Below are 19,095 nucleotides of genomic sequence, written 5' to 3' on the forward strand. Positions count from 1 at the left end.
TTAGTATCTCTTTTTAACAGTTTGTTCCTTTGCGACGCAAGCCGCGAGCAGGTACGGTTTGCAGTCGAAGGATTCATGCCCGTGACGCCGCATTGGCTCGCGAACCGCAATTCGTGCAACGAACGCGCGTATCGGACGTGCACGAAAGCGCCCGGCGGTTCGAGTCGCAAACGCCTCTCGCATGCAGCGTCAGTTGGGCGATTGGTTTTCATTGCAGAAGAACGGAGACAGCTCGATGAACCAGCCCGCAGTAGTCGAAGATCACAATAAAAATGCCGTCGACATCAAAGCGCCGGCCTATGTCCGGCACCGACGACTCATCGAATGGGTGCAGCGCGTCGCGGCCCTGACCAAGCCGGATCGTATCGAATGGTGTGATGGTTCGCAGGAAGAATACGACCGGCTCTGCCAGCAGATGGTCGCCGCCGGCACGATGAAGAAGCTCAATCCCGAGAAGCGCCCGAATTCCTTCCTCGCGTGCTCGGATCCCTCGGATGTCGCGCGCGTCGAAGATCGCACCTTCATCTGCTCGCAGCGCCGCGAAGACGCCGGCCCGACCAACAACTGGATCGATCCGCAGGAAATGCGCGTGACGCTCGACGGTCTGTTCGACGGCGCGATGCGCGGCCGCACCATGTACGTCGTGCCGTTCTCGATGGGCCCGCTCGGCTCGCCGATCGCGCATATCGGCGTCGAGTTGTCCGATAGCCCGTACGTCGTGACGAACATGCGCATCATGACGCGCATGGGCCGCGCGGTGTACGACGTGCTGGGCGCCGACGGCGAGTTCGTGCCGTGCGTGCATTCGGTCGGCGCGCCGCTGGCCGATGGCCGCAAGGACGTGGCCTGGCCGTGCAACGACACGAAGTACATCGTTCATTTCCCCGAAGCGCGCGAAATCTGGAGTTTCGGCTCGGGTTACGGCGGCAATGCGTTGCTCGGCAAGAAATGCTTCGCGCTGCGCATCGCATCGACGATGGGCCGCGACGAAGGCTGGCTCGCCGAGCACATGCTGATTCTCGGCGTCACGTCGCCGCAGGGACGCAAGTATCACGTCGCGGCGGCGTTCCCGTCCGCGTGCGGCAAGACCAATTTCGCGATGCTGATCCCGCCGAGCGATCTCGACGGCTGGAAGGTCACGACGATCGGCGACGACATCGCGTGGATCAAGCCGGGCCGCGACGGCCGCCTGTACGCGATCAACCCGGAAGCGGGTTACTTCGGCGTAGCGCCCGGCACGAGTGAAAAGACCAACTTCAACGCGATGGCCACGTTGAAGGAAAACGTGATCTTCACCAACGTCGCGCTCACCGACGACGGCGATGTCTGGTGGGAAGGCATGACCGACGCGCCGCCCGCGCATCTGATCGACTGGCAGGGCCGCGACTGGACGCCGGACATCGCGAAGGAAACGGGCGCGAAGGCCGCGCATCCGAACGCGCGCTTCACGGCGCCGGCGTCGCAATGTCCGTCGATCGACGCCGATTGGGAGAATCCGGCCGGCGTGCCGATCGATGCGTTCATCTTCGGCGGACGCCGCTCCAACACGGTGCCGCTCGTGACCGAAGCGCGCGACTGGAAGGAAGGCGTCTACATGGCAGCGACCATGGGTTCCGAAACCACCGCCGCCGCCGCGGGCCAGCAGGGCGTCGTGCGCCGCGATCCGTTCGCGATGCTGCCGTTCTGCGGCTACAACATGGCCGATTATTTCGGCCATTGGCTGAAGATGGGCGAACGTCTCGAAGCGCTGGACGCGAAAGCGCCGAAGTTCTTCTGCGTCAACTGGTTCCGTAAGGGCGACGACGGCAAGTTCGTGTGGCCGGGCTTCGGCGAGAACATGCGAGTGCTGAACTGGATGATCGGCCGCATCGAAGGCACGGCGAATGGCGAGGAGCACGCGTTCGGCATCTCGCCGCGTTACGAGGACATCGATTGGGGCGCGCTCGGATTCACGCGCGAGCAATTCGAGCAGGTCATCTCGGTCAACGACACGGCCTGGCGCGACGAACTCGCGCTGCACGACGAATTGTTCACGAAATTGCGGCACGGTTTGCCGCAGGCGCTGCCCGATGCGAAGGCCGGCATGGAAAAGCGTCTGGCAGCCTGAGCGGATCGTCCGGCGTGATGCTGCGCCGGATTCGTCTCGCAAACTGAATCAATCCCCATATATCGGGCCCGTTTCGACGGGCCCGTTTTTCATTGCCTACACCGTCAAAATTGACGCGACCAGCATTTCCAACATTTCGTCTATCAGCACTTACCCAGCCGGGTGTTGTGTGAACCGCAACAATCGGTGATCTTTCATCGCAGTAAGACGCCTAACATTCAGATTTTTTTCGACTTTTTCGCGCTTCCCGGCAACTTCTGCACAAAAGTGCCGGTCCTAGGATAATCCTGAATTGCTTTGCAGCAGAATTCGAGCCGTCTAGCGGCAGGAGTGTCTTATGGATCATTTGCAGTCGATGAGAGTGTTCATCCGTGTCGCGGATCTCGGCAGTTTCGCCCGGGCCGCGAGCGCGATGGACATCTCCAATGCGGTGGCTACGCGCCACGTCGCGGACCTGGAAGGCCGCCTCGGCACGCGCCTGCTCAACCGCACGACGCGCAGCCTCTCGCTCACCGAGTCCGGTCAGGTGTATCTGGAGCGGGCGCGGCAAATTCTCGACGAGCTGGAAGACGTCGAACAAATGGTGGTGGCGCGCAATCACGAACCGCTCGGTTCGCTGAGGATCGTCGCGCCCGTGGTGTTCGGCCTGCACAACCTCGCGCCGGTCTTGCAGACGTACGCGCAGCGCTATCCGAAGGTCGTGCCGGACGTGACGCTGGTTGACCGTCAGGTCGATCTGGTCGAGGAAGGCTTCGATGTCGGCATCGTCATCGCGCGGCAGGTGAAGAGCGCGAGCATCGTCACGCGGCGACTGACGACCGGTTGCATGACGGTCTGCGCAACGCCCGCGTATCTGGAATCGCACGGCATACCGACGCGCCCCGAGCATCTGCTCGAACATCCGTGCCTGAGCCTGCCATCGGAATATTGGGGCGACGAGCGCGTGTTCACCGGTCCGGAAGGCGAAGCGCGCGTGCGGCCGCAGAACGTGATCATTGCGAACAATACTGAGATGCTTCGGCAATTCGCTTTGCTCGGCATGGGCATCGCGATTCTGCCGAGCTATCTGATCGGCAACGATACGACGCGCGGCCAGCTCGTGCGCCTGCTCGGCGACTATCAGTTGCCGCAGGTCGAGATCAACGTCGCGTATCCGAGCCGCCGCCACTTGCCGGCGAAAGTGCGTACGTTCATCGATCATCTCGTCGAGCATTTCAGCCAGACGCCGAATCATCAGGTGAGCGAGCAGTGGATTCGCGATGGCCGTGGCAGGCCGGGCGCATCGGCGCCGCACGCGCGCTACGAGCACGCCGATGAAACCGCGACCCCGGCGCCGCGTTCCCGTCCGATCGACGGCGAACTGGCGCCCAAACTCGCGAAGCCATCGCGCACGCGCGGGCGCTTGCCGGCGGCATCGCCTTTTTGAAAGGCTCGCGCGCGAACTAAGCGCAAATAAAAAAACACCCGCGAATCGCTTCGCGGGTGTTTTTCTTTGTAGCCTGAAAAAAGACGCTTAACTCGTCTTCTTCGCCGCAGTCTTCCTGACCGCCGCCTTCTTCGCGGGCGCCTTCTTCGCCGCGGTCTTCGCCGAGGTGGTCTTGGCGGCGACGGCGACATCGCTGTCGCCGCTGTCATCGCCGCTGTCCGCCTGTGCTTCCGCCGACGCGCCACGCTTGGCCGCCGTCTTCGCCGCCGGCTTGCCTTCCTTCTTCTCGAACTCGAAGCCGATCTTGCCGTCCGGCTGCTTCACGAGAAACGCCTTGAAGTTGCGCCCGGTGCGCGACGACTTGAAGTTCGTCAGCAGGTCCGTACGGCCTTCGTTCAGCAGCTTTTGCATCTGTTCGCGGGCGATTTCCTGCTGGAGAATCACCTTGCCCGAACGGAAGTCGCAAGTCTTCGGGTTCGAGACAAAGTTCTCGCACACGTAGCTCATGCCGTGCTCGAACACGCGCGACTGGCACTTCGGACACGCGCCGACCGGCGTTTGCTCGGAGAAATCGGGCGGCTCGCCGTCTTCGCCGCCATTGTCCTGACCGAAATCGAATTCGAGCTTGTAGTTCTTGATCTCGTCGTCGAGCGCGAGCTTGAGAATCGCCGAGAACGGACGGCCCATCTTGCTGCGGAAGCCCGACAGCGGCCCGATGGTTTTCTCGCGCAACAATTCCTCGACTTCCGGGATTTCGAACTGTCGACCGCCCGGAATCTTCGAAATCGAGAACTCGCACTTCGTGCACGCAAACCGGCGATAGTTTTCCTTCACCTGCGCGCCGCAGTTCGGGCACGGCGTTTCGAGTGTCGCGTAATCGCCGGGAATCGTGTCGGAGTCGTATTCCTTCGCGCGCTTGACGATGGTCTGCGTCATCCGCGCGATTTCCTGCATGAAGGTATCGCGATGCAGGCTGCCGCGCTCCATCTGCGAAAGCTTGTGCTCCCACTGGCCGGTCAGTTCGGGCGCGGTCAGTTCCTCGACGCCGAGGCCGCGCAGCAAGGTCATCAACTGGAACGCCTTCGCCGTCGGGATCAGTTCGCGGCCTTCGCGCACCATGTACTTCTCGCCGAGCAGACCTTCGATGATCGCCGCGCGCGTCGCCGGCGTGCCGAGACCCTTTGCGGCCATCGCGTCGCGCAGTTCTTCGTCTTCGACGAGCTTGCCCGCGCCTTCCATCGCCGAAAGCAGCGACGCTTCGTTGTAGCGCGCGGGCGGTTTGGTCACGAGACCGTGGGCCTCGACCTTTTCGACATCGACCTTTTCGTCCTTCTGCACCGGCACGAGATTGCCTTCCTCGCCCGCGGCCTCGCGACCGTAGATCTGCAGCCAGCCCGGCTCGACGAGCACCTTGCCTTCCGTCTTGAAGTGATGCCCCGAGACTTCGGTGATGCGTGTCGTCACCAGATATTCTGCCGCCGGGAAGAATACCGACAGGAAGCGCTTCACGACCAGGTCGTACAGCTTCTGCTCGGGCTCGGACAGCGACTTCGGCGCCTGCAGCGTCGGGATGATGGCGAAGTGATCGCTGATCTTCGAGTTATCGAAGATGCGCTTGTTCGGCTTCACCCAGGCCTTGTCGAGCACCTGCTTCGCGAAAGGCAGATAGTTGTTGCTTTCCTTGAGCATGGTCATCGTGTCCTTGACCGTGTTCAGGTAGTCCTCGGGCAGCGCGCGCGCATCGGTACGCGGATAGGTCAGGACCTTGTGCTTCTCGTACAACGCCTGCGCGAGGCCGAGCGTGTTCTTCGCGGAGAAACCGAAGCGGCCGTTGGCTTCGCGCTGCAGGCTCGTCAGATCGAAGAGCAGCGGCGACATTTGCGTCGACGGCTTCGATTCTTCCGTTACCGTGCCGATCTTGCCGCGGCAGGCCGCGACGACCGTTTCCGCGGCCGCGAGACTCCACAGGCGCGAATCGCGCTGTTCGGGATCGTTTTCGACGCGCTTGAACTTCGGATCGAACCAGCGGCCTTCGTACAGGCCCTTCGCGGCGATGAATTCGGCGCGCACTTCCCAATAGTCGCGCGGCACGAAACGGCGAATTTTCTCTTCACGTTCGACGACGATCGACAACGTTGGCGTCTGAACGCGACCGACCGTGGTCAGGAAGAAACCGCCGCCCTTGCTGTTGAACGCGGTCATCGCGCGCGTGCCGTTGATGCCGACGAGCCAGTCTGCTTCCGAGCGGCAGCGGGCGGCGTCGGCGAGCGGCTGCATGTCGGCGTCGCTGCGCAGATGCGCGAAGCCATCGCGGATCGCGGCAGGCGTCATCGATTGCAGCCACAGGCGTTGCACCGGCTGTTTGGCCTTCGCGTGCTGCGCGATCAGGCGGAAGATTAGTTCCCCCTCGCGCCCCGCGTCGCACGCGTTGATGAGGCGCTCGATATCCTTGCGCTTCATCAGCTTGGTCAGCACCTTCAGGCGCGACTCGCTTTTCGCGATCGGATTCAGGTCGAAATGCGGCGGAATGACGGGCAGATTGGCGAAGCTCCATTTGCCGCGCTTGACGTCGTACTCTTCCGGCGCAGCGATCTCGAGCAGGTGGCCGACCGCGGACGAGAGCACATAGTCGTCGCTCTCGTAGTACTCGTCATGCTTGGTGAAGCCGCCCAGCGCACGCGCGATGTCGTTCGCGACGGAGGGCTTCTCGGCGATGATCAGGGCTTTGGACATGACTCAAAAAGTTGGTAACTGGCAGCGGCCCGGTTTGGACTGCTTTAACGACCGCTTTATAGCACACGCTTTGCGCGGCGGGCGTCGAAGCTCGTATCGGGGCGTTTCAATTTCCGGCTCGCGAAGCGCATGGCGAGAAGCGCAAAAAGCGCGTTTCGCGTGCGTCGCGATCAGGCCGTGGCAAGCGCCGGACGCAGTTTCGGCGCGCCGACCATGCCCGGCAGCGCGGTCAGATCGGTCAGCATTCGACCGACGATAGACGCCTGCGGCAGCACCGTGCCGAAAAATCGCGTCGTGACGGCATCCTCGATCAGGATGGTAGGAAAATTTTCCACGTCGAGGTCGTCGAAGCGGTCGGCGTGATTCTCGATATCGATCCACGCGAAGCAGATCTCCGGATGCGCGTCCGCCAGCCTGTCGAAGCCTTCGCGATATTCGCGACAGGTGCCGCACCATTCCGCGCACAGACAGGCGACGAACAGCGTGCCGGGCACGGCGATGCGCTCCGCGATGCGATCGGCATCGGTATCGAGATTCAGCGCGGACATGGCGGGTGCGAAATCCTTTTTTGGTATCGACTGCGGGGACGGCTCATTTTTCCGCGAATGTAGCACGACGCGGCATCACGGGCGCTCCACCGCCGCGTAGCGGCCGCCCGCGAGCGCGGCCACACGCCCCGACAGTTCGAGTTGCAGCAGTGCGCCTTGCAGCGCCGCGCCGTCCAGATCGGTGCGCGTCGCGAGGATTTCAAGCGTCGCGGGCGCGTGGCCGAGGGCGTCGAGAACGCGGTTGGCCTCGTCGCTCGGGGCGGATTCAGGCACGCGCGCCGACGCCCACGATCCGCTGACCGGACGCGGCTTCGCGCGTTTCGCCGCAGTCACGGCCGCGCTCGCGGAGGAGAAGCCGAACTCTTCGAGCACGTCCTCGGGCGTTTCGACCAGCTTCGCGCCCTGTTTGATCAACCGATGACAGCCCTGCGACAGCGGCGCATGAACGGAACCGGGCATGGCGAAGACATCGCGCCCCATTTCGTTGGCAAGACGCGCGGTGATGAGCGAGCCGGACCGCATCGCGGCCTCCACGATCAGCACGCCGCCCGACAAACCCGCGATCAGCCGGTTGCGCTGCGGAAAGTTCGCCGAGCGCGCGGGCGTGCCCAGTGGCCATTCGGAGAGGATCGCGCCGTCGCGGGCGATTTCATGCGCGAGCGTGTGATGCGCCGCCGGATACACGAGGTCGGCGCCGGTGCCGATCACCGAAATCGTGCCGGTTGCGCCCTCCAGCGCGCCGCGATGCGCCGACGCGTCGATGCCGAGCGCGAGACCGGACACCACTGCGAGCCCGGCATCCGACAGCACGCGGGCGAAGCGCCGCGCATCCTCGAGTCCTTGCGGCGTCGCGTGCCGGCTGCCGACGATGGCGACCGCGCGCGCCTGAAGCAGCTCGAGCCGGCCTTTCGCGTAGAGCAGCGGCGGCGGGTCCGGCATGGTGAGAAGCGCCTGCGGATAGCCGGCGTCCGCGAGCGTCAGCAGGTGATTGCCCGGCTCGGACGTCCACGCCAGCGCCGCTTCAATATAGTGCTCGAATGCAACGCCTTCGATCTCGGGCGGCGGCGCGAGGACGGCCTCGGCGGCGCTGGCATCGGCGGTTTCGGCCAGCGACGCGAAACTCTCCGACAACACTTCGCGCGGTCCGCCGAAAGCACCGAGCAGCGTGCGCAGCGCGAGCGGCCGCAGCCCCTTCGCGTGCGCGAGCCGCAGCCAGGCGCGCAGTTCTTCGGCATCGAGTATGGAGGCGGCTTCCTCGGTCGGCAGGGCGGCGGTCGTCATGTTAAGATTTTTGATCCGGAACAGATTAAGAATCGTCGCTCAGGCTTCAGTCTCAGGCCCGCAGCGACGCCATTGGCCGCTTGCCGGCGGCGTTGAATCCACTGGATTCGCCCGCATATCTTCGGCATGCCGGCACTCACCCGCAACCTGGCCGAATGGCCGATTTACACGCGTCGCGGCGCGCGTAGACAATCCGAATCATGGCTCTGCTCAAGATACTCAACTACCCGGACAAGCGGCTGAACAAGGTGGCGAAGCCCGTCGCCGTGGTCGATGACCGCATCCGCAAGCTCGTCGCCGACATGGCCGAGACGATGTACGCCGCGCCCGGCGTCGGCCTCGCCGCGACCCAGGTGGACGTGCACGAGCGCGTGATCGTGATCGACGTTTCGGACACGCACAACGAACTGATGGTCTTTATCAATCCGGAACTCGTCTGGACCAGCGACCAGAAGAAGGAATGGGAAGAGGGCTGCCTGTCGGTGCCGGGTATTTACGACTTCGTCGAGCGCCCCGACAAGGTGCGCGTGAAGGCGCTGAACGAAAAGGGCGAGACCTTCGAGCTCGACTGCGACGATCTGCTCGCGGTGTGCATCCAGCACGAGATGGATCATCTGGCGGGTCACGTGTTCGTCGAATATCTGTCGTCGCTCAAGCAGACGCGCATTCGCGGCAAGATGAAGAAGCTGGAAAAGGCGCTGTAACCGATGACTCAACCGTTGCGCGTGGTTTTCGCCGGGACGCCGGAATTCGCTGCCGCCGCGCTCGCGGCCATTCATGCGGCCGGATTTTCGGTGCCGCTCGTGCTGACGCAGCCCGACCGTCCCGCCGGACGCGGCATGAAACTGACGGCGAGTCCGGTCAAGCGCTTCGCCGTGGAAAAGGGGCTCAAGGTCGCGCAGCCTGCTTCGCTGCGCCGCGCGGGCAAGTATCCGCAGGAAGCGGCGGAAGCCATCGACCTGTTGCGCGCGACGCCTCACGACGTGATGGTCGTCGCGGCTTATGGGCTGATCCTGCCGCAGGAAGTGCTCGATATCCCGCCGCGCGGCGCGATCAATATTCACGCGTCGCTGTTGCCGCGCTGGCGTGGCGCCGCGCCGATCCATCGCGCGATCGAAGCGGGCGACGCCGAAACCGGCATCACGCTGATGCAGATGGACGCCGGCCTCGACACCGGCGCAATGATCCGCGAAGCGCGCACGCCGATTCTTCCCGACGACACCACCGCCACGCTGCACGACCGGCTCGCGCAAATGGGCGCCGAGCTGATCGTCGCGGGATTGAGCGATCTCGAACGCGACGGCGCGCTGCCGTCCACGCCGCAACCGGAAGACGGCACGACGTACGCCGAAAAGATCGCGAAAAACGAGGCCGCGCTCGACTGGCGGCGTCCGGCAGTAGAGCTAGCGCGCCAGATTCGCGCGTTCGATCCGTTTCCCGGCGCGTTCGGCACGCTCGACAACGCCGCGATCAAGATCTGGTCCGCGCTGCCAGTCGATGCTTCGTCGGGCGCGGAACCCGGCACGATCACCGAAGTTTCGTCGGACGGAATCATCGTGGCCTGTGGCGGCGGCGCGCTGAAGCTCACGCAATTGCAGAAACCCGGTGGCAAGCGCCTGCCCGTGCGCGAATTTCTCGCGGGCGCGCCGCTCGCGAAGGGCCAGCGTTTCGCACTTCAGTAAAGGACGGCGGAACAGGCGCGGCGCTAAAATAAATAGCTGTCAACACGCGCCCGTCTGTCTGGAGTTTCCGATGCTCGGCATTACCGGTTTCACCTTCTTCCTCATCGCAGTTTTCCTGCTCAACGTCACGCCCGGCCCCGACACCGCGTACATCGTCGGGCGAAGTGTCGCGCAGGGACGCGGCGCGGGCATCGTGTCGGCGCTCGGCATTTCCGCGGGTTGCATCGTTCATACGCTGGCGTGCGCGTTCGGCCTGACGGCGATTCTCGCAGCATCGGCAACGGCGTTCACCGTCGTGAAGATTGCCGGCGCGATTTATCTGATTTATCTCGGCGTGCGGCTCATTTTCGCGAAACACGACGACGCGGAAGCCGCGCATCCGGCGCAGGCGAACGAAAAAGCCGCGCCCAAATCGCTGCGCCAGCTTTTCGCGCAAGGCTTCGTCACGAACGTGCTGAACCCGAAGGTCGTGCTGTTCTTCGTGTCGTTCTTTCCGCAGTTCGTCGCCGCCGACAGCCAGCACAAGACGCTCGCGTTCCTGACGCTCGGCATTGTTTTCATCGCGATGAGCACGGTCTGGAACAGTTTCGTCGCGTGGATCGCGGGGAGCGTCACCGAGCGCTTCGCGGGCAGATCGGGCGTGAAAAAGTGGCTGGATCGCGGCGTCGGCAGCGCGTTCGTGGGCCTCGGCATCAAGCTCGCGACTTCGCATCGATAAATCGCGCAACTGCGGATTGAATTATTGCCGGGTGCCCCTATCTAACATTTTGCTTACAATTGTCGTCCCGGTCATGTCGGCCGGGGCAACCGCGCACTTCGCGCAGCGTATCAAGGGAGAGGAGCTCCGGACATGTTCAACTGGGTCAAAACCGCGATGCTGATGGCTGCGATCACGGCCCTCTTTGTCGTGATCGGCGGAATGATCGGCGGGTCGAAGGGCATGATGCTCGCGCTGATTGTCGCGCTCGGCATGAATTTCTTTTCGTACTGGTTCTCGGACAAGATGGTCCTGCGCATGTACAACGCGCAGGAAGTCGACGAAACCACCGCGCCGCAGTTCTATCGCATGGTGCGCGAACTTGCCACGCGTGCTCAGTTGCCGATGCCGCGCGTCTATCTGATCAACGAAGACGCGCCGAACGCGTTCGCGACGGGCCGCAATCCCGAGCACGCGGCGGTCGCGGCGACCACGGGCATTCTGCGCGTGCTGTCCGAGCGCGAAATGCGCGGCGTGATGGCGCACGAACTGGCGCACGTGAAGCATCGCGACATCCTGATCTCGACGATCTCCGCGACGATGGCCGGCGCGATTTCCGCGCTCGCCAACTTCGCGATGTTTTTCGGCGGGCGCGACGGCGAAGGCCGTCCGTCGAATCCGATCGCGAGCATTCTGGTGGCGATTCTCGCGCCGATCGCGGGCGCGCTGATCCAGATGGCGATTTCCCGCGCGCGCGAATTCGAAGCCGATCGCGGCGGCGCGGAGATTTCGGGCGATCCGCAAGCGCTCGCAAGCGCGCTGGAGAAGATCCACGCCTACGCCTCCGGCGTGCCCTTCCCGACGGCGGAAGCGCATCCGGCGACCGCGCAGATGATGATCATGAATCCGCTCTCGGGCGGCGGCATCGCGAATCTGTTCTCGACGCACCCGGCGACGGAAGAGCGCGTCGCGCGTCTGATGGAGATGGCGCGCACGGGCCGCATCTGACGCGCCCGATGTCGTAACGAAGGCCGTTCCGGTTGGCGCCGGAGCGGCCTTTTTCGTGAACGGAGGCCGCCCGCCCGGGCGCGCGATCCCCTCAAGTTACAATCCCCGTTCACGCAAGCCGCGCGCTTGGCCGTCTCACCGTTTCCGTTTCTTCATGACCGACAAGCCTTCCCGCCGGCACACCGCCGCCCATCACCGCCTGAGCGTGCTGAAACTCGCGCCCGACTCGCTCGCGTTCGCGCTCGATTGCGCGGCGCAAGCCGTGGGCGCCGTGCGCGCGGGTTCGGCGCTGCCGGCCGCGCTGCAGACGGTCAGCGCGTCGGCGAAACACGCGGTGGCGCGCGGCGCGGTGCAGGACATCGCGTATCGCGCGATGCGCCGCCTCGCGCTCGCCGATGCGCTGCTGCACAAGCTCGTGAAGAAAGCGCCGCCGCCGCATGTGGCGAACGTGCTCGTCTGCGCGTTCACGCTGTTGACGGACGACGAAGCGCACGCGGCCTACGCGCCCTTTACCGTCGTCGATCAGGCCGTGAGCGCGATCGCCGCGCGCCGCGAATTCTCGTTCGCGAAGGGCCTGGTCAACGCCGTGCTGCGCAACTTCCTGCGCGAGCGCGACGCACTCATCGACGAAGCGCGCACGAATCCCGTGGCGCGCTGGAACTATCCGCAATGGTGGATCGACGCCGTGAAGCGCGGCCAGCCCGAAGCATGGGAACGCATCCTCGAAGCGGGCAACGCGCAAGGGCCGCTCACGCTGCGCGTGAATGCGCGGCACGCCAGCGTCGATGAATATCTCGCGCGCCTCGCGGACGTACATATCGATGCCGAAGCCGTGGGCCTGCACGCCGTGCGTCTGAAAACGCCGATGCCCGTCGAGCGCATTCCGGGCTTCGACGAAGGCGTCGTGTCGGTGCAGGACGCGGGCGCTCAACGCGCGGCGCAATTGCTCGACGTGAAGGACGGCATGCGCGTGCTCGACGCGTGCGCCGCGCCGGGCGGCAAAACGGGACATATTCTCGAACTCGCGAACGTCGAGCTGATCGCGCTCGAAAGCGATGCCGAGCGCGCGGGCCGCATCGAACAGAATCTGCAGCGCCTGAAACTCGACGCGCGGATCACGGTGGGCGATGCGGGCGATCCCGCGCAATGGTTCGACGGCGCGCCGTTCGATCGCATTCTCGCGGACGTGCCGTGCTCGGCGTCGGGCATCGTGCGGCGTCATCCGGATATCCGCTGGCTGCGGCGCGCGTCGGACATCGAAGCGCTGGTCGCCGAGCAGCGGCGCATCTTGAGCGCGCTGTGGCCGCTCGTCGCGAAGGGCGGCGAGTTGCTCTACGTGACGTGTTCCATCTTTCCCGAGGAGGGCGAAGATCAGGCCCGCTGGTTTGGAGCCGCGCATGAAGATGCGGTACGATTGGACGCGCCGGGGCAATTGTTACCGACAGCGGCGCGCGCGAGCGCGGGCGCGGTGCAAGACTCACCGGCCGGTACAAATATCGCGGACCACGACGGATTCTTCTACGCGCGCTTTCAGAAACGGTGACGATCAAACGCTTTTTTCCGCTTCGGCTCGCGGCTGTCATCTGGACTGCGCTGGCGCTCTGGCTGACGTTCATCGTGGCCGAACCCGCGTTTGCCGAGACGATCGCCGTGCAGCGTGCGTCGCTGCAGGCCGACAACGCCGGCTGGAGCCTCGACGCGCACTTCGACTTCGACCTCAACAACAGCCTCGAAGAAGCCGTGAACCGCAGCGTGCCGCTCTATTTCACAGTCGACTTCGCGCTGTCGCGGCCGCGCTGGTACTGGTTCGACGAAGAACCGGTCAACGTGTCGCAGAGCATCCGCCTTTCCTATCAGCCGCTCACGAACGAATATCGCGTATCGACGGGTGGCCTGCAGTTGCGTTTCGCGTCGCTGAATGAAGCGCTCGCGGTCATCAAGCATGTGACCTCGTGGCATGTCATCGATCGAAACCAGGTACATGGCGGCGAAACCTATACCGCATCGGTGCGCATGCAACTCGACATTGCATTGATGCCCAAGCCGTTCCAGATCGACGCGGTGAACAATCGCGACTGGAACCTCTCCTCGGACTGGAAGCGTTTTACTTTTACGGCGGCAGAACGTGCGAAATAGATTTCGACGCGGCCGCACGGACATGAAGAGTTTCGTCGTCCGGTTGCTGGTCTCCACGGTTGCGCTCACGGCGGTTCTGCTGCTCGTGATGCTCGCGCTCGCGAGCGCGAACACCGAGTTCTTCGACCGCTACTACGGCTGGCTCTATGCGGCGAACGTCGCGGTGGCGATCGTCTTCATGCTGATCGTCATCAGCCTGTTCATCATCATCGTGTCGCGCGTGAGGCAAGGGCGCTTCGGCACGCGATTGCTGGCGAAGCTCGCGTTCATCTTCGCGCTCGTCGGCGTGGTGCCGGGCGCGATCATTTACGTGGTTTCGTATCAGTTCGTGTCGCGCAGTATCGAATCGTGGTTCGACGTGAACGTCGAGACCGCGCTCACCTCGGGGCTGACGCTCGGGCGCGGCATGCTCGAAAACTCGCTGGCCGATTTCAAGAACCGCGGCCGGCAGATGAGCGACCAGCTCGCCAGCGCGGACCCGTCGAGCCTCACGCTTTCGCTGCTGCGTCTGCGCGATCAATACGGAGTGCAGGACGCGGTCGTGTTCGAGCGGCCACGCGATCAGTACAACCGCGAGGATCTGACGTCGGGTAACGGCTCGCTGCGGGTGTCGGGCCTGCGCACGGTCGCGCAGGCGTCGGGGAATTACTACGCGCTACTGCCGGCCAACGAGCCGACCGGAACGATGCTTAAGGCGGCGCAGGATCATCCATACGGCGCGATCGAAGGCGAGATCGACGGCGATCCGAAATCGAACGGGCCGAAGGGCGCGTTGCGGCTGCGCGTGATCACCAAGATTCCCGACCCGACGACCACGACCGAATTCCAGCATGTCGATCGCTTCCTGCAGATCGAGCAGCCCGTGAGTCAGGAACTCGCGCGCAATGCCGACGCCGTGCAGCGCGCCTACCGCGAGTATCAGGAGAAGCGGCTCGGGCGCACGGGTTTGCGCAAGATGTATATCGGCACGCTGACGCTCGCGCTGTTCCTCGCGACTTTCATCGCGATGATGCTCGCGCTCGCGCTGGGCAACCAGCTTGCGCGGCCCTTGTTCCTGCTCGCGCAGGGCACCAAGGAGGTGGCCGAAGGCGACTACACGCCCAAACGCGAGATCAATTCGCGCGACGAGCTGGGTTTTCTCACGCAGTCCTTCAACGCGATGACGCGACAGCTTTCCGAGGCGCGCGCGGCGGTCGAGAACAATCGTATCGCGCTGGAGCATTCGAAGGCGTATCTGGAAAGCATTCTCGCGAATCTGACGGCGGGCGTGTTCGTGTTCGACCGGCAATTCCGCCTGACTACCGCGAATCGCGGCGCGGACCGCATCTTCCGCCAGCCGTTCGGTGCGAAGCTCAATCAGCCGCTCGACCATATCGATGTCCTCGCCGAGTTCGGCGCGATGGTGAAAAAAGCGTTCGCGGAACGCGATGCGGCGGCCGTCGGCAGCGGTCATCCGATCGGCGATCGCGGTCACTGGCAACAGCAGGTCGCAGTGACGGTGCCCGGCGAGAACGAGCCGCTCACGCTGCTCGTGCGCGGCACGCAGTTGCTGAGCGTGACCGAAAGCGATTCCGATGACGCCGAAACGACCGGCTATGTCGTCGTGTTCGATGACATCTCCGATGTCATTTCCGCGCAGCGTTCGGTCGCGTGGGGCGAGGTCGCGCGGCGTCTCGCGCACGAGATCAAGAACCCGCTCACGCCCATTCAGCTTTCGGCGGAGCGCCTGCAGATGAAGCTCGCGGACAAGCTCGCGCCCACGGATGCCGACGTCCTCAAGCGCGCATCGACGACCATCGTGAATCAGGTGCAGGCCATGAAGCAGATGGTCGACGATTTCCGCGAATACGCGCGCACGCCGCCCGCGGTGCTCGGCAATCTGCAATTGAACGAACTCGTCGCCGAAGTGCTGACGCTGTACGGCATCGAGGACGGCAAGACGCCGATCAAGGTCGATCTCGCGAAGTTGCCCGTGATCCGCGGCGACGCGACGCAGATTCGCCAGGTGATCCACAACCTGCTGCAGAACGCGCAGGACGCGGTGGCGGAAGTCGCGGAGCCGCGCGTGCTGCTCGAAACGAGAACAGTAGAATATGGCGAGCCCGATGCAACGGGTCATGCGCGTGTCGCGGTTCGCCTGACGGTCTCGGACAACGGCTCGGGTTTTCCGGCGCGCATCCTTTCGCGTGCTTTCGAGCCTTACGTGACGACGAAAGCGAAGGGCACGGGTCTGGGACTTGCAACCGTGAAGAAGATCGTCGATGAGCACGGCGCGCGCATCGACATACGCAACCGTTCGAAGTCGGCGGATGTGATCGAGGGCGCGCAGATATCGATTCTGTTCCTCCAACTCGCGGACGATACCGCGGCGCCCGGCGCGACGCCTCCGGGGGCCGGAGCGGCCGCGAATCAGGGAACGACAAAAGCAACAGTGCAGACAAGGGCAGCGTAAATGGCAACCATCCTGGTGGTAGACGATGAAATGGGGATCCGGGAACTGCTCTCCGAGATCCTGAGCGACGAAGGCCATGTCGTGGAAGTGGCGGAAAACGCGCAGCACGCGCGCGACTACCGCTTGCAGCAGACGCCCGACCTCGTGCTGCTCGACATCTGGATGCCCGACACCGACGGCGTGACCCTGCTCAAGGAGTGGGCCGCGCAGGGCAAGCTCACGATGCCGGTGATCATGATGTCGGGGCATGCGACCATCGACACGGCTGTCGAAGCGACGAAGATCGGCGCGCTCAACTTCCTCGAAAAGCCGATCGCGCTGCAAAAGCTGCTGAAGGCCGTCGAACAGGGGCTCGCGCACGGCTCGGCGGCGGCGCCGGCCGCGATGGTGGCGAAGCCGCCGGCGAGCGTGAGCGCGTCCGGCGTGCCGGTGGCGGCCGCGTTGCCGACGGCCTCCGCGCTGAATGCATCGAACGATGTGTCGGCGAGCGGCGTGCCGCAGAACCAGACGGGCATGACGGCGTCCATCTCGTTCGATATCCCGTTGCGCGATGCGCGCGATGCGTTCGAACGCGCGTACTTCGAGTATCACCTCGCGCGCGAGAACGGCAGCATGACGCGCGTCGCGGAAAAGACCGGGCTCGAGCGCACGCACTTGTATCGCAAGCTGAAGCAGTTGGGCGTCGATCTCGGAAAGAACAAAAACGAGGTATGAACGCTTCCGTCTGAATATTTGCAGAAAAATGCGCCGAAGGGCTTGAGGGGCGCGATTCTCTCTGCTATAGTCTCACTTCTTCGTTGGCCCGGTAGCTCAGTTGGTAGAGCAGCGGATTGAAAATCCGCGTGTCGGTGGTTCGATTCCGCCCCAGGCCACCATAGTTTCAGGCAAAAAGCCCAGTCATTTGACTGGGCTTTTTGCTTGGCGCGCGCCGGGATTGCTTGCCTGCGGACAGGACGTCGCAGCCAAGCGCAAGCATTGCCCTCTTTTTTACAGTCAAAACGCAGTGAAAATCGAGTATTTCGGAAAAGGCGGATACTTTTGCTCTGACCCTGTTGAGAAAATGGGGAAAAATTCTTGAGGAGCAAAATTTGTCCGTTGTCACTGTCGTTTACTGCATCGATAAGGAATACGCACCATATGCTGCCGTATCCACATGTTCGTTGAACTCGAACACGCAATCCCCTCTTCGGGTTGTCTGGATTGTTCCCTGTGGAGATGAGGCGGACATCATTCCGATCGCAGGCGCCGTCGAGCAGAAAACGGGATTGTCGATCAGCGTGGTGGCGGCGTCGCTAGACCATTGCAGTAATTGGAAGGCTACTTTTTATTTTTCGCGCGCCATGTATCTGCGCCTGATGATTCCGGCAATGATTCAGGATTCGCGCGCCATCTATATCGATGCCGATACGCTCGTTCTGTCCGACCTCGGTCCGCTTTTCTCCATTGAAATGGGTGATAAATGGATCGCTGGCAGACTGGACCCTCAATCGGCGACCGCCGCGCATACCCTACCAAGAAGCCCCGGCGATCCGTACATCAACAGTGGCGTGATGCTCATGGATCTGGATGCACTCAGAAGAGACGACATGTTTGAAAAATCAAAAATCGTCTATCGGGAAAACGAGGAGAGGTTGTTTTTTCCCGATCAATGCCTGATCAATAAGTACGCGGACGGCCGTAAGATCGTGCTCGATACAAAATGGAACAGGATGGTGTTCGCGCCTGATTTTACCGATGCGGGGTTCAACGAAATGTTGGCAGCTGAAAATCCGGCTGTTCTTCATTTCGTTGGTGATGTCAAACCGTGGAAGGATAATTGCACGACTGCCGCGATTGTCGGCCTCTGGCGCCACTATGCCGCTCAGGGCCGAGTCGTGGACCGAGTCTCTGAATGTGCCTGATAGCGCCGACCGACCTCGGCGCCAGGAACTCGCTGTAACGCGCGTTTTGCAACGCCGGCCGCGCCCGAGCTCGGCGAACAACCCCGCTCCGTGATAAAATTCGCGTCGAATTAAGGACTTGCCTCGTCCTCGGACCCGCAAGTCCTTTTCTTTTCGACGCTCCGAATCGCTCGCTCATCCGTCTCACGTTCCGCTATCGGCGGCATAAAAGGCGTGCGCGTACGGGCGAGGGTCGCCGGCCTATACTGGACTCGCATACGTCGCGCCCGCAACGTGCCCCGGCAAAGTCCGGTCACTCCGACAGCCTGTGCGGCGCGCGACGCCTTCTCATTCACGGAGTACGGAGTTTTCACGGTGACTCGGATAGACGCTAAAGACAGCGCGCTCGTGCTGTTCTCCGGCGGCCAGGACTCGGCCACGTGCCTCGCCTGGGCGCTCGAACGCTACAAGACGGTCGAGACCCTCGGCTTCGATTACGGACAGCGGCATCGCGTGGAACTGGAATGCCGCGACGGCTTTCGCGCCGCGGTCGCGCGCGAGTTTCCGCAGTGGGCCGAGCGTCTGGGTGAAGATCACATGATCGATCTGTCCGTGCTCGGCGCGATCAGCGACACCGCGATGACCCGCGAGATCGAGATCCAGGCGACCGCGAACGGCCTGCCCAACACGTTCGTGCCGGGGCGCAATCTGCTGTTCGTGACGATCGCGGCGGCGGTGGCGTATCGGCGCGGATTGAAGGTGCTGGTCGGCGGCATGTGTGAGACGGATTTCTCAGGCTATCCGGATTGCCGCGACGACACGATGAAAGCGCTGCAGGTCGCGCTCAATCTGGGCATGGAAACGCGTTATGCGGTCGAAACGCCGCTGATGTGGCTCGACAAGGCCGACACCTGGCGGCTCGCGGAAACGCTGGGCGGCGAAGCGCTCGTCGAGTTGATCCGCATCGAAACGCACACGTGCTATGTCGGCGAGCGCGCCGAATTGCATGACTGGGGCTTCGGCTGCGGCCAATGTCCGGCCTGCAAACTGCGCAAGCGCGGTTATGAGGCGTATCGCGCGGGCGAGCAGGTCACCACCGCGCCGGTTTGATTTTTACGACGGGTTTTACGAGGCAGACAGGGCAG

At 63.3% G+C, this 19,095-nt stretch carries 15 protein-coding genes and 1 tRNA gene; 13 read left to right on the forward strand and 3 right to left on the reverse strand.

Translation table 11 applies throughout. The features are described 5' to 3' along the window. Positions 1-235: 235 nt before the first annotated feature. Together AWB80_RS08670 and AWB80_RS08675 are read left to right on the forward strand one after the other, a co-directional pair. Positions 236-2,107 carry a phosphoenolpyruvate carboxykinase (GTP) gene (locus tag AWB80_RS08670; protein ID WP_061174332.1) on the forward strand — a complete coding sequence of 624 codons (1,872 nt, stop codon included), beginning with the start codon at positions 236-238 and terminating at the stop codon, positions 2,105-2,107. 337 nt (positions 2,108-2,444) lie between these two features. Beyond that, on the forward strand, positions 2,445-3,533 hold the full coding sequence (locus AWB80_RS08675; protein ID WP_061174218.1) for a LysR family transcriptional regulator: 1,089 nt from the start codon (positions 2,445-2,447) through the stop codon (positions 3,531-3,533). A gap of 87 nt (positions 3,534-3,620) precedes the next feature. On the opposite strand, the gene AWB80_RS08680 is transcribed toward AWB80_RS08675, so the two are convergent. The 3 genes from AWB80_RS08680 to dprA form a co-directional block, all read right to left on the reverse strand. Next, positions 3,621-6,266: a DNA topoisomerase III gene (locus AWB80_RS08680; RefSeq protein ID WP_061174219.1), complete on the reverse strand. Its 2,646-nt coding sequence runs from the start codon at positions 6,264-6,266 to the stop codon at positions 3,621-3,623. A 170-nt stretch (positions 6,267-6,436) separates the two neighbouring features. Continuing rightward, positions 6,437-6,814 carry a thioredoxin family protein gene (locus AWB80_RS08685; RefSeq protein WP_061174220.1) on the reverse strand — a complete coding sequence of 126 codons (378 nt, stop codon included), beginning with the start codon at positions 6,812-6,814 and terminating at the stop codon, positions 6,437-6,439. 75 nt (positions 6,815-6,889) lie between these two features. Further along, positions 6,890-8,095 carry a DNA-processing protein DprA gene (gene dprA, locus AWB80_RS08690; protein ID WP_061174221.1) on the reverse strand — a complete coding sequence of 402 codons (1,206 nt, stop codon included), beginning with the start codon at positions 8,093-8,095 and terminating at the stop codon, positions 6,890-6,892. Between the two features lie 200 nt (positions 8,096-8,295). On the opposite strand from dprA, the gene def reads away from it, so the two are divergent. The 11 genes from def to queC all read left to right on the forward strand — a co-directional run bounded on the left by def (position 8,296) and on the right by queC (position 19,060). Further along, positions 8,296-8,799 carry a peptide deformylase gene (def, locus tag AWB80_RS08695; protein WP_061174222.1) on the forward strand — a complete coding sequence of 168 codons (504 nt, stop codon included), beginning with the start codon at positions 8,296-8,298 and terminating at the stop codon, positions 8,797-8,799. A 3-nt stretch (positions 8,800-8,802) separates the two neighbouring features. After that, complete coding sequence (gene fmt / locus AWB80_RS08700; RefSeq protein WP_061174223.1) at positions 8,803-9,777, forward strand: methionyl-tRNA formyltransferase; 975 nt, start codon at positions 8,803-8,805, stop codon at positions 9,775-9,777. A gap of 70 nt (positions 9,778-9,847) precedes the next feature. Beyond that, positions 9,848-10,495, forward strand: a complete 648-nt coding sequence (locus AWB80_RS08705; protein ID WP_061174224.1) for a LysE family translocator — start codon at positions 9,848-9,850, stop codon at positions 10,493-10,495. A gap of 132 nt (positions 10,496-10,627) precedes the next feature. Further along, complete coding sequence (htpX, locus tag AWB80_RS08710; protein ID WP_061174225.1) at positions 10,628-11,482, forward strand: zinc metalloprotease HtpX; 855 nt, start codon at positions 10,628-10,630, stop codon at positions 11,480-11,482. A 154-nt stretch (positions 11,483-11,636) separates the two neighbouring features. After that, complete coding sequence (rsmB, locus tag AWB80_RS08715) at positions 11,637-13,025, forward strand: 16S rRNA (cytosine(967)-C(5))-methyltransferase RsmB (RefSeq protein WP_061174226.1); 1,389 nt, start codon at positions 11,637-11,639, stop codon at positions 13,023-13,025. Next, positions 13,022-13,618 carry a DUF4390 domain-containing protein gene (locus AWB80_RS08720; RefSeq protein ID WP_061174227.1) on the forward strand — a complete coding sequence of 199 codons (597 nt, stop codon included), beginning with the start codon at positions 13,022-13,024 and terminating at the stop codon, positions 13,616-13,618. Before rsmB ends, AWB80_RS08720 begins: the two co-directional genes overlap by 4 nt. Before the next feature lie 22 nt (positions 13,619-13,640). Further along, the gene (locus AWB80_RS08725) at positions 13,641-16,070 is read left to right on the forward strand and encodes a sensor histidine kinase (protein ID WP_061174228.1); all 2,430 of its coding nucleotides are present in this window, start codon (positions 13,641-13,643) and stop codon (positions 16,068-16,070) included. Continuing rightward, a complete protein-coding gene (esaR, locus tag AWB80_RS08730; RefSeq protein ID WP_061174229.1) occupies positions 16,071-16,784 on the forward strand; it encodes a response regulator transcription factor EsaR in 714 nt (237 codons plus the stop codon). An 85-nt stretch (positions 16,785-16,869) separates the two neighbouring features. Next, positions 16,870-16,945: transfer RNA gene (locus AWB80_RS08735), tRNA-Phe, on the forward strand. A 213-nt stretch (positions 16,946-17,158) separates the two neighbouring features. After that, positions 17,159-17,971, forward strand: coding sequence for a glycosyltransferase family 8 protein (locus AWB80_RS08740; protein ID WP_160147426.1), 813 nt, complete (start codon positions 17,159-17,161; stop codon positions 17,969-17,971). A gap of 354 nt (positions 17,972-18,325) precedes the next feature. Next, complete coding sequence (queC, locus tag AWB80_RS08745) at positions 18,326-19,060, forward strand: 7-cyano-7-deazaguanine synthase QueC (RefSeq protein ID WP_061174231.1); 735 nt, start codon at positions 18,326-18,328, stop codon at positions 19,058-19,060. Positions 19,061-19,095 lie beyond the last annotated feature (35 nt).

The organism is Caballeronia pedi (assembly GCF_001544915.2).
In the GTDB taxonomy this organism is placed as follows: domain Bacteria; phylum Pseudomonadota; class Gammaproteobacteria; order Burkholderiales; family Burkholderiaceae; genus Caballeronia; species Caballeronia pedi.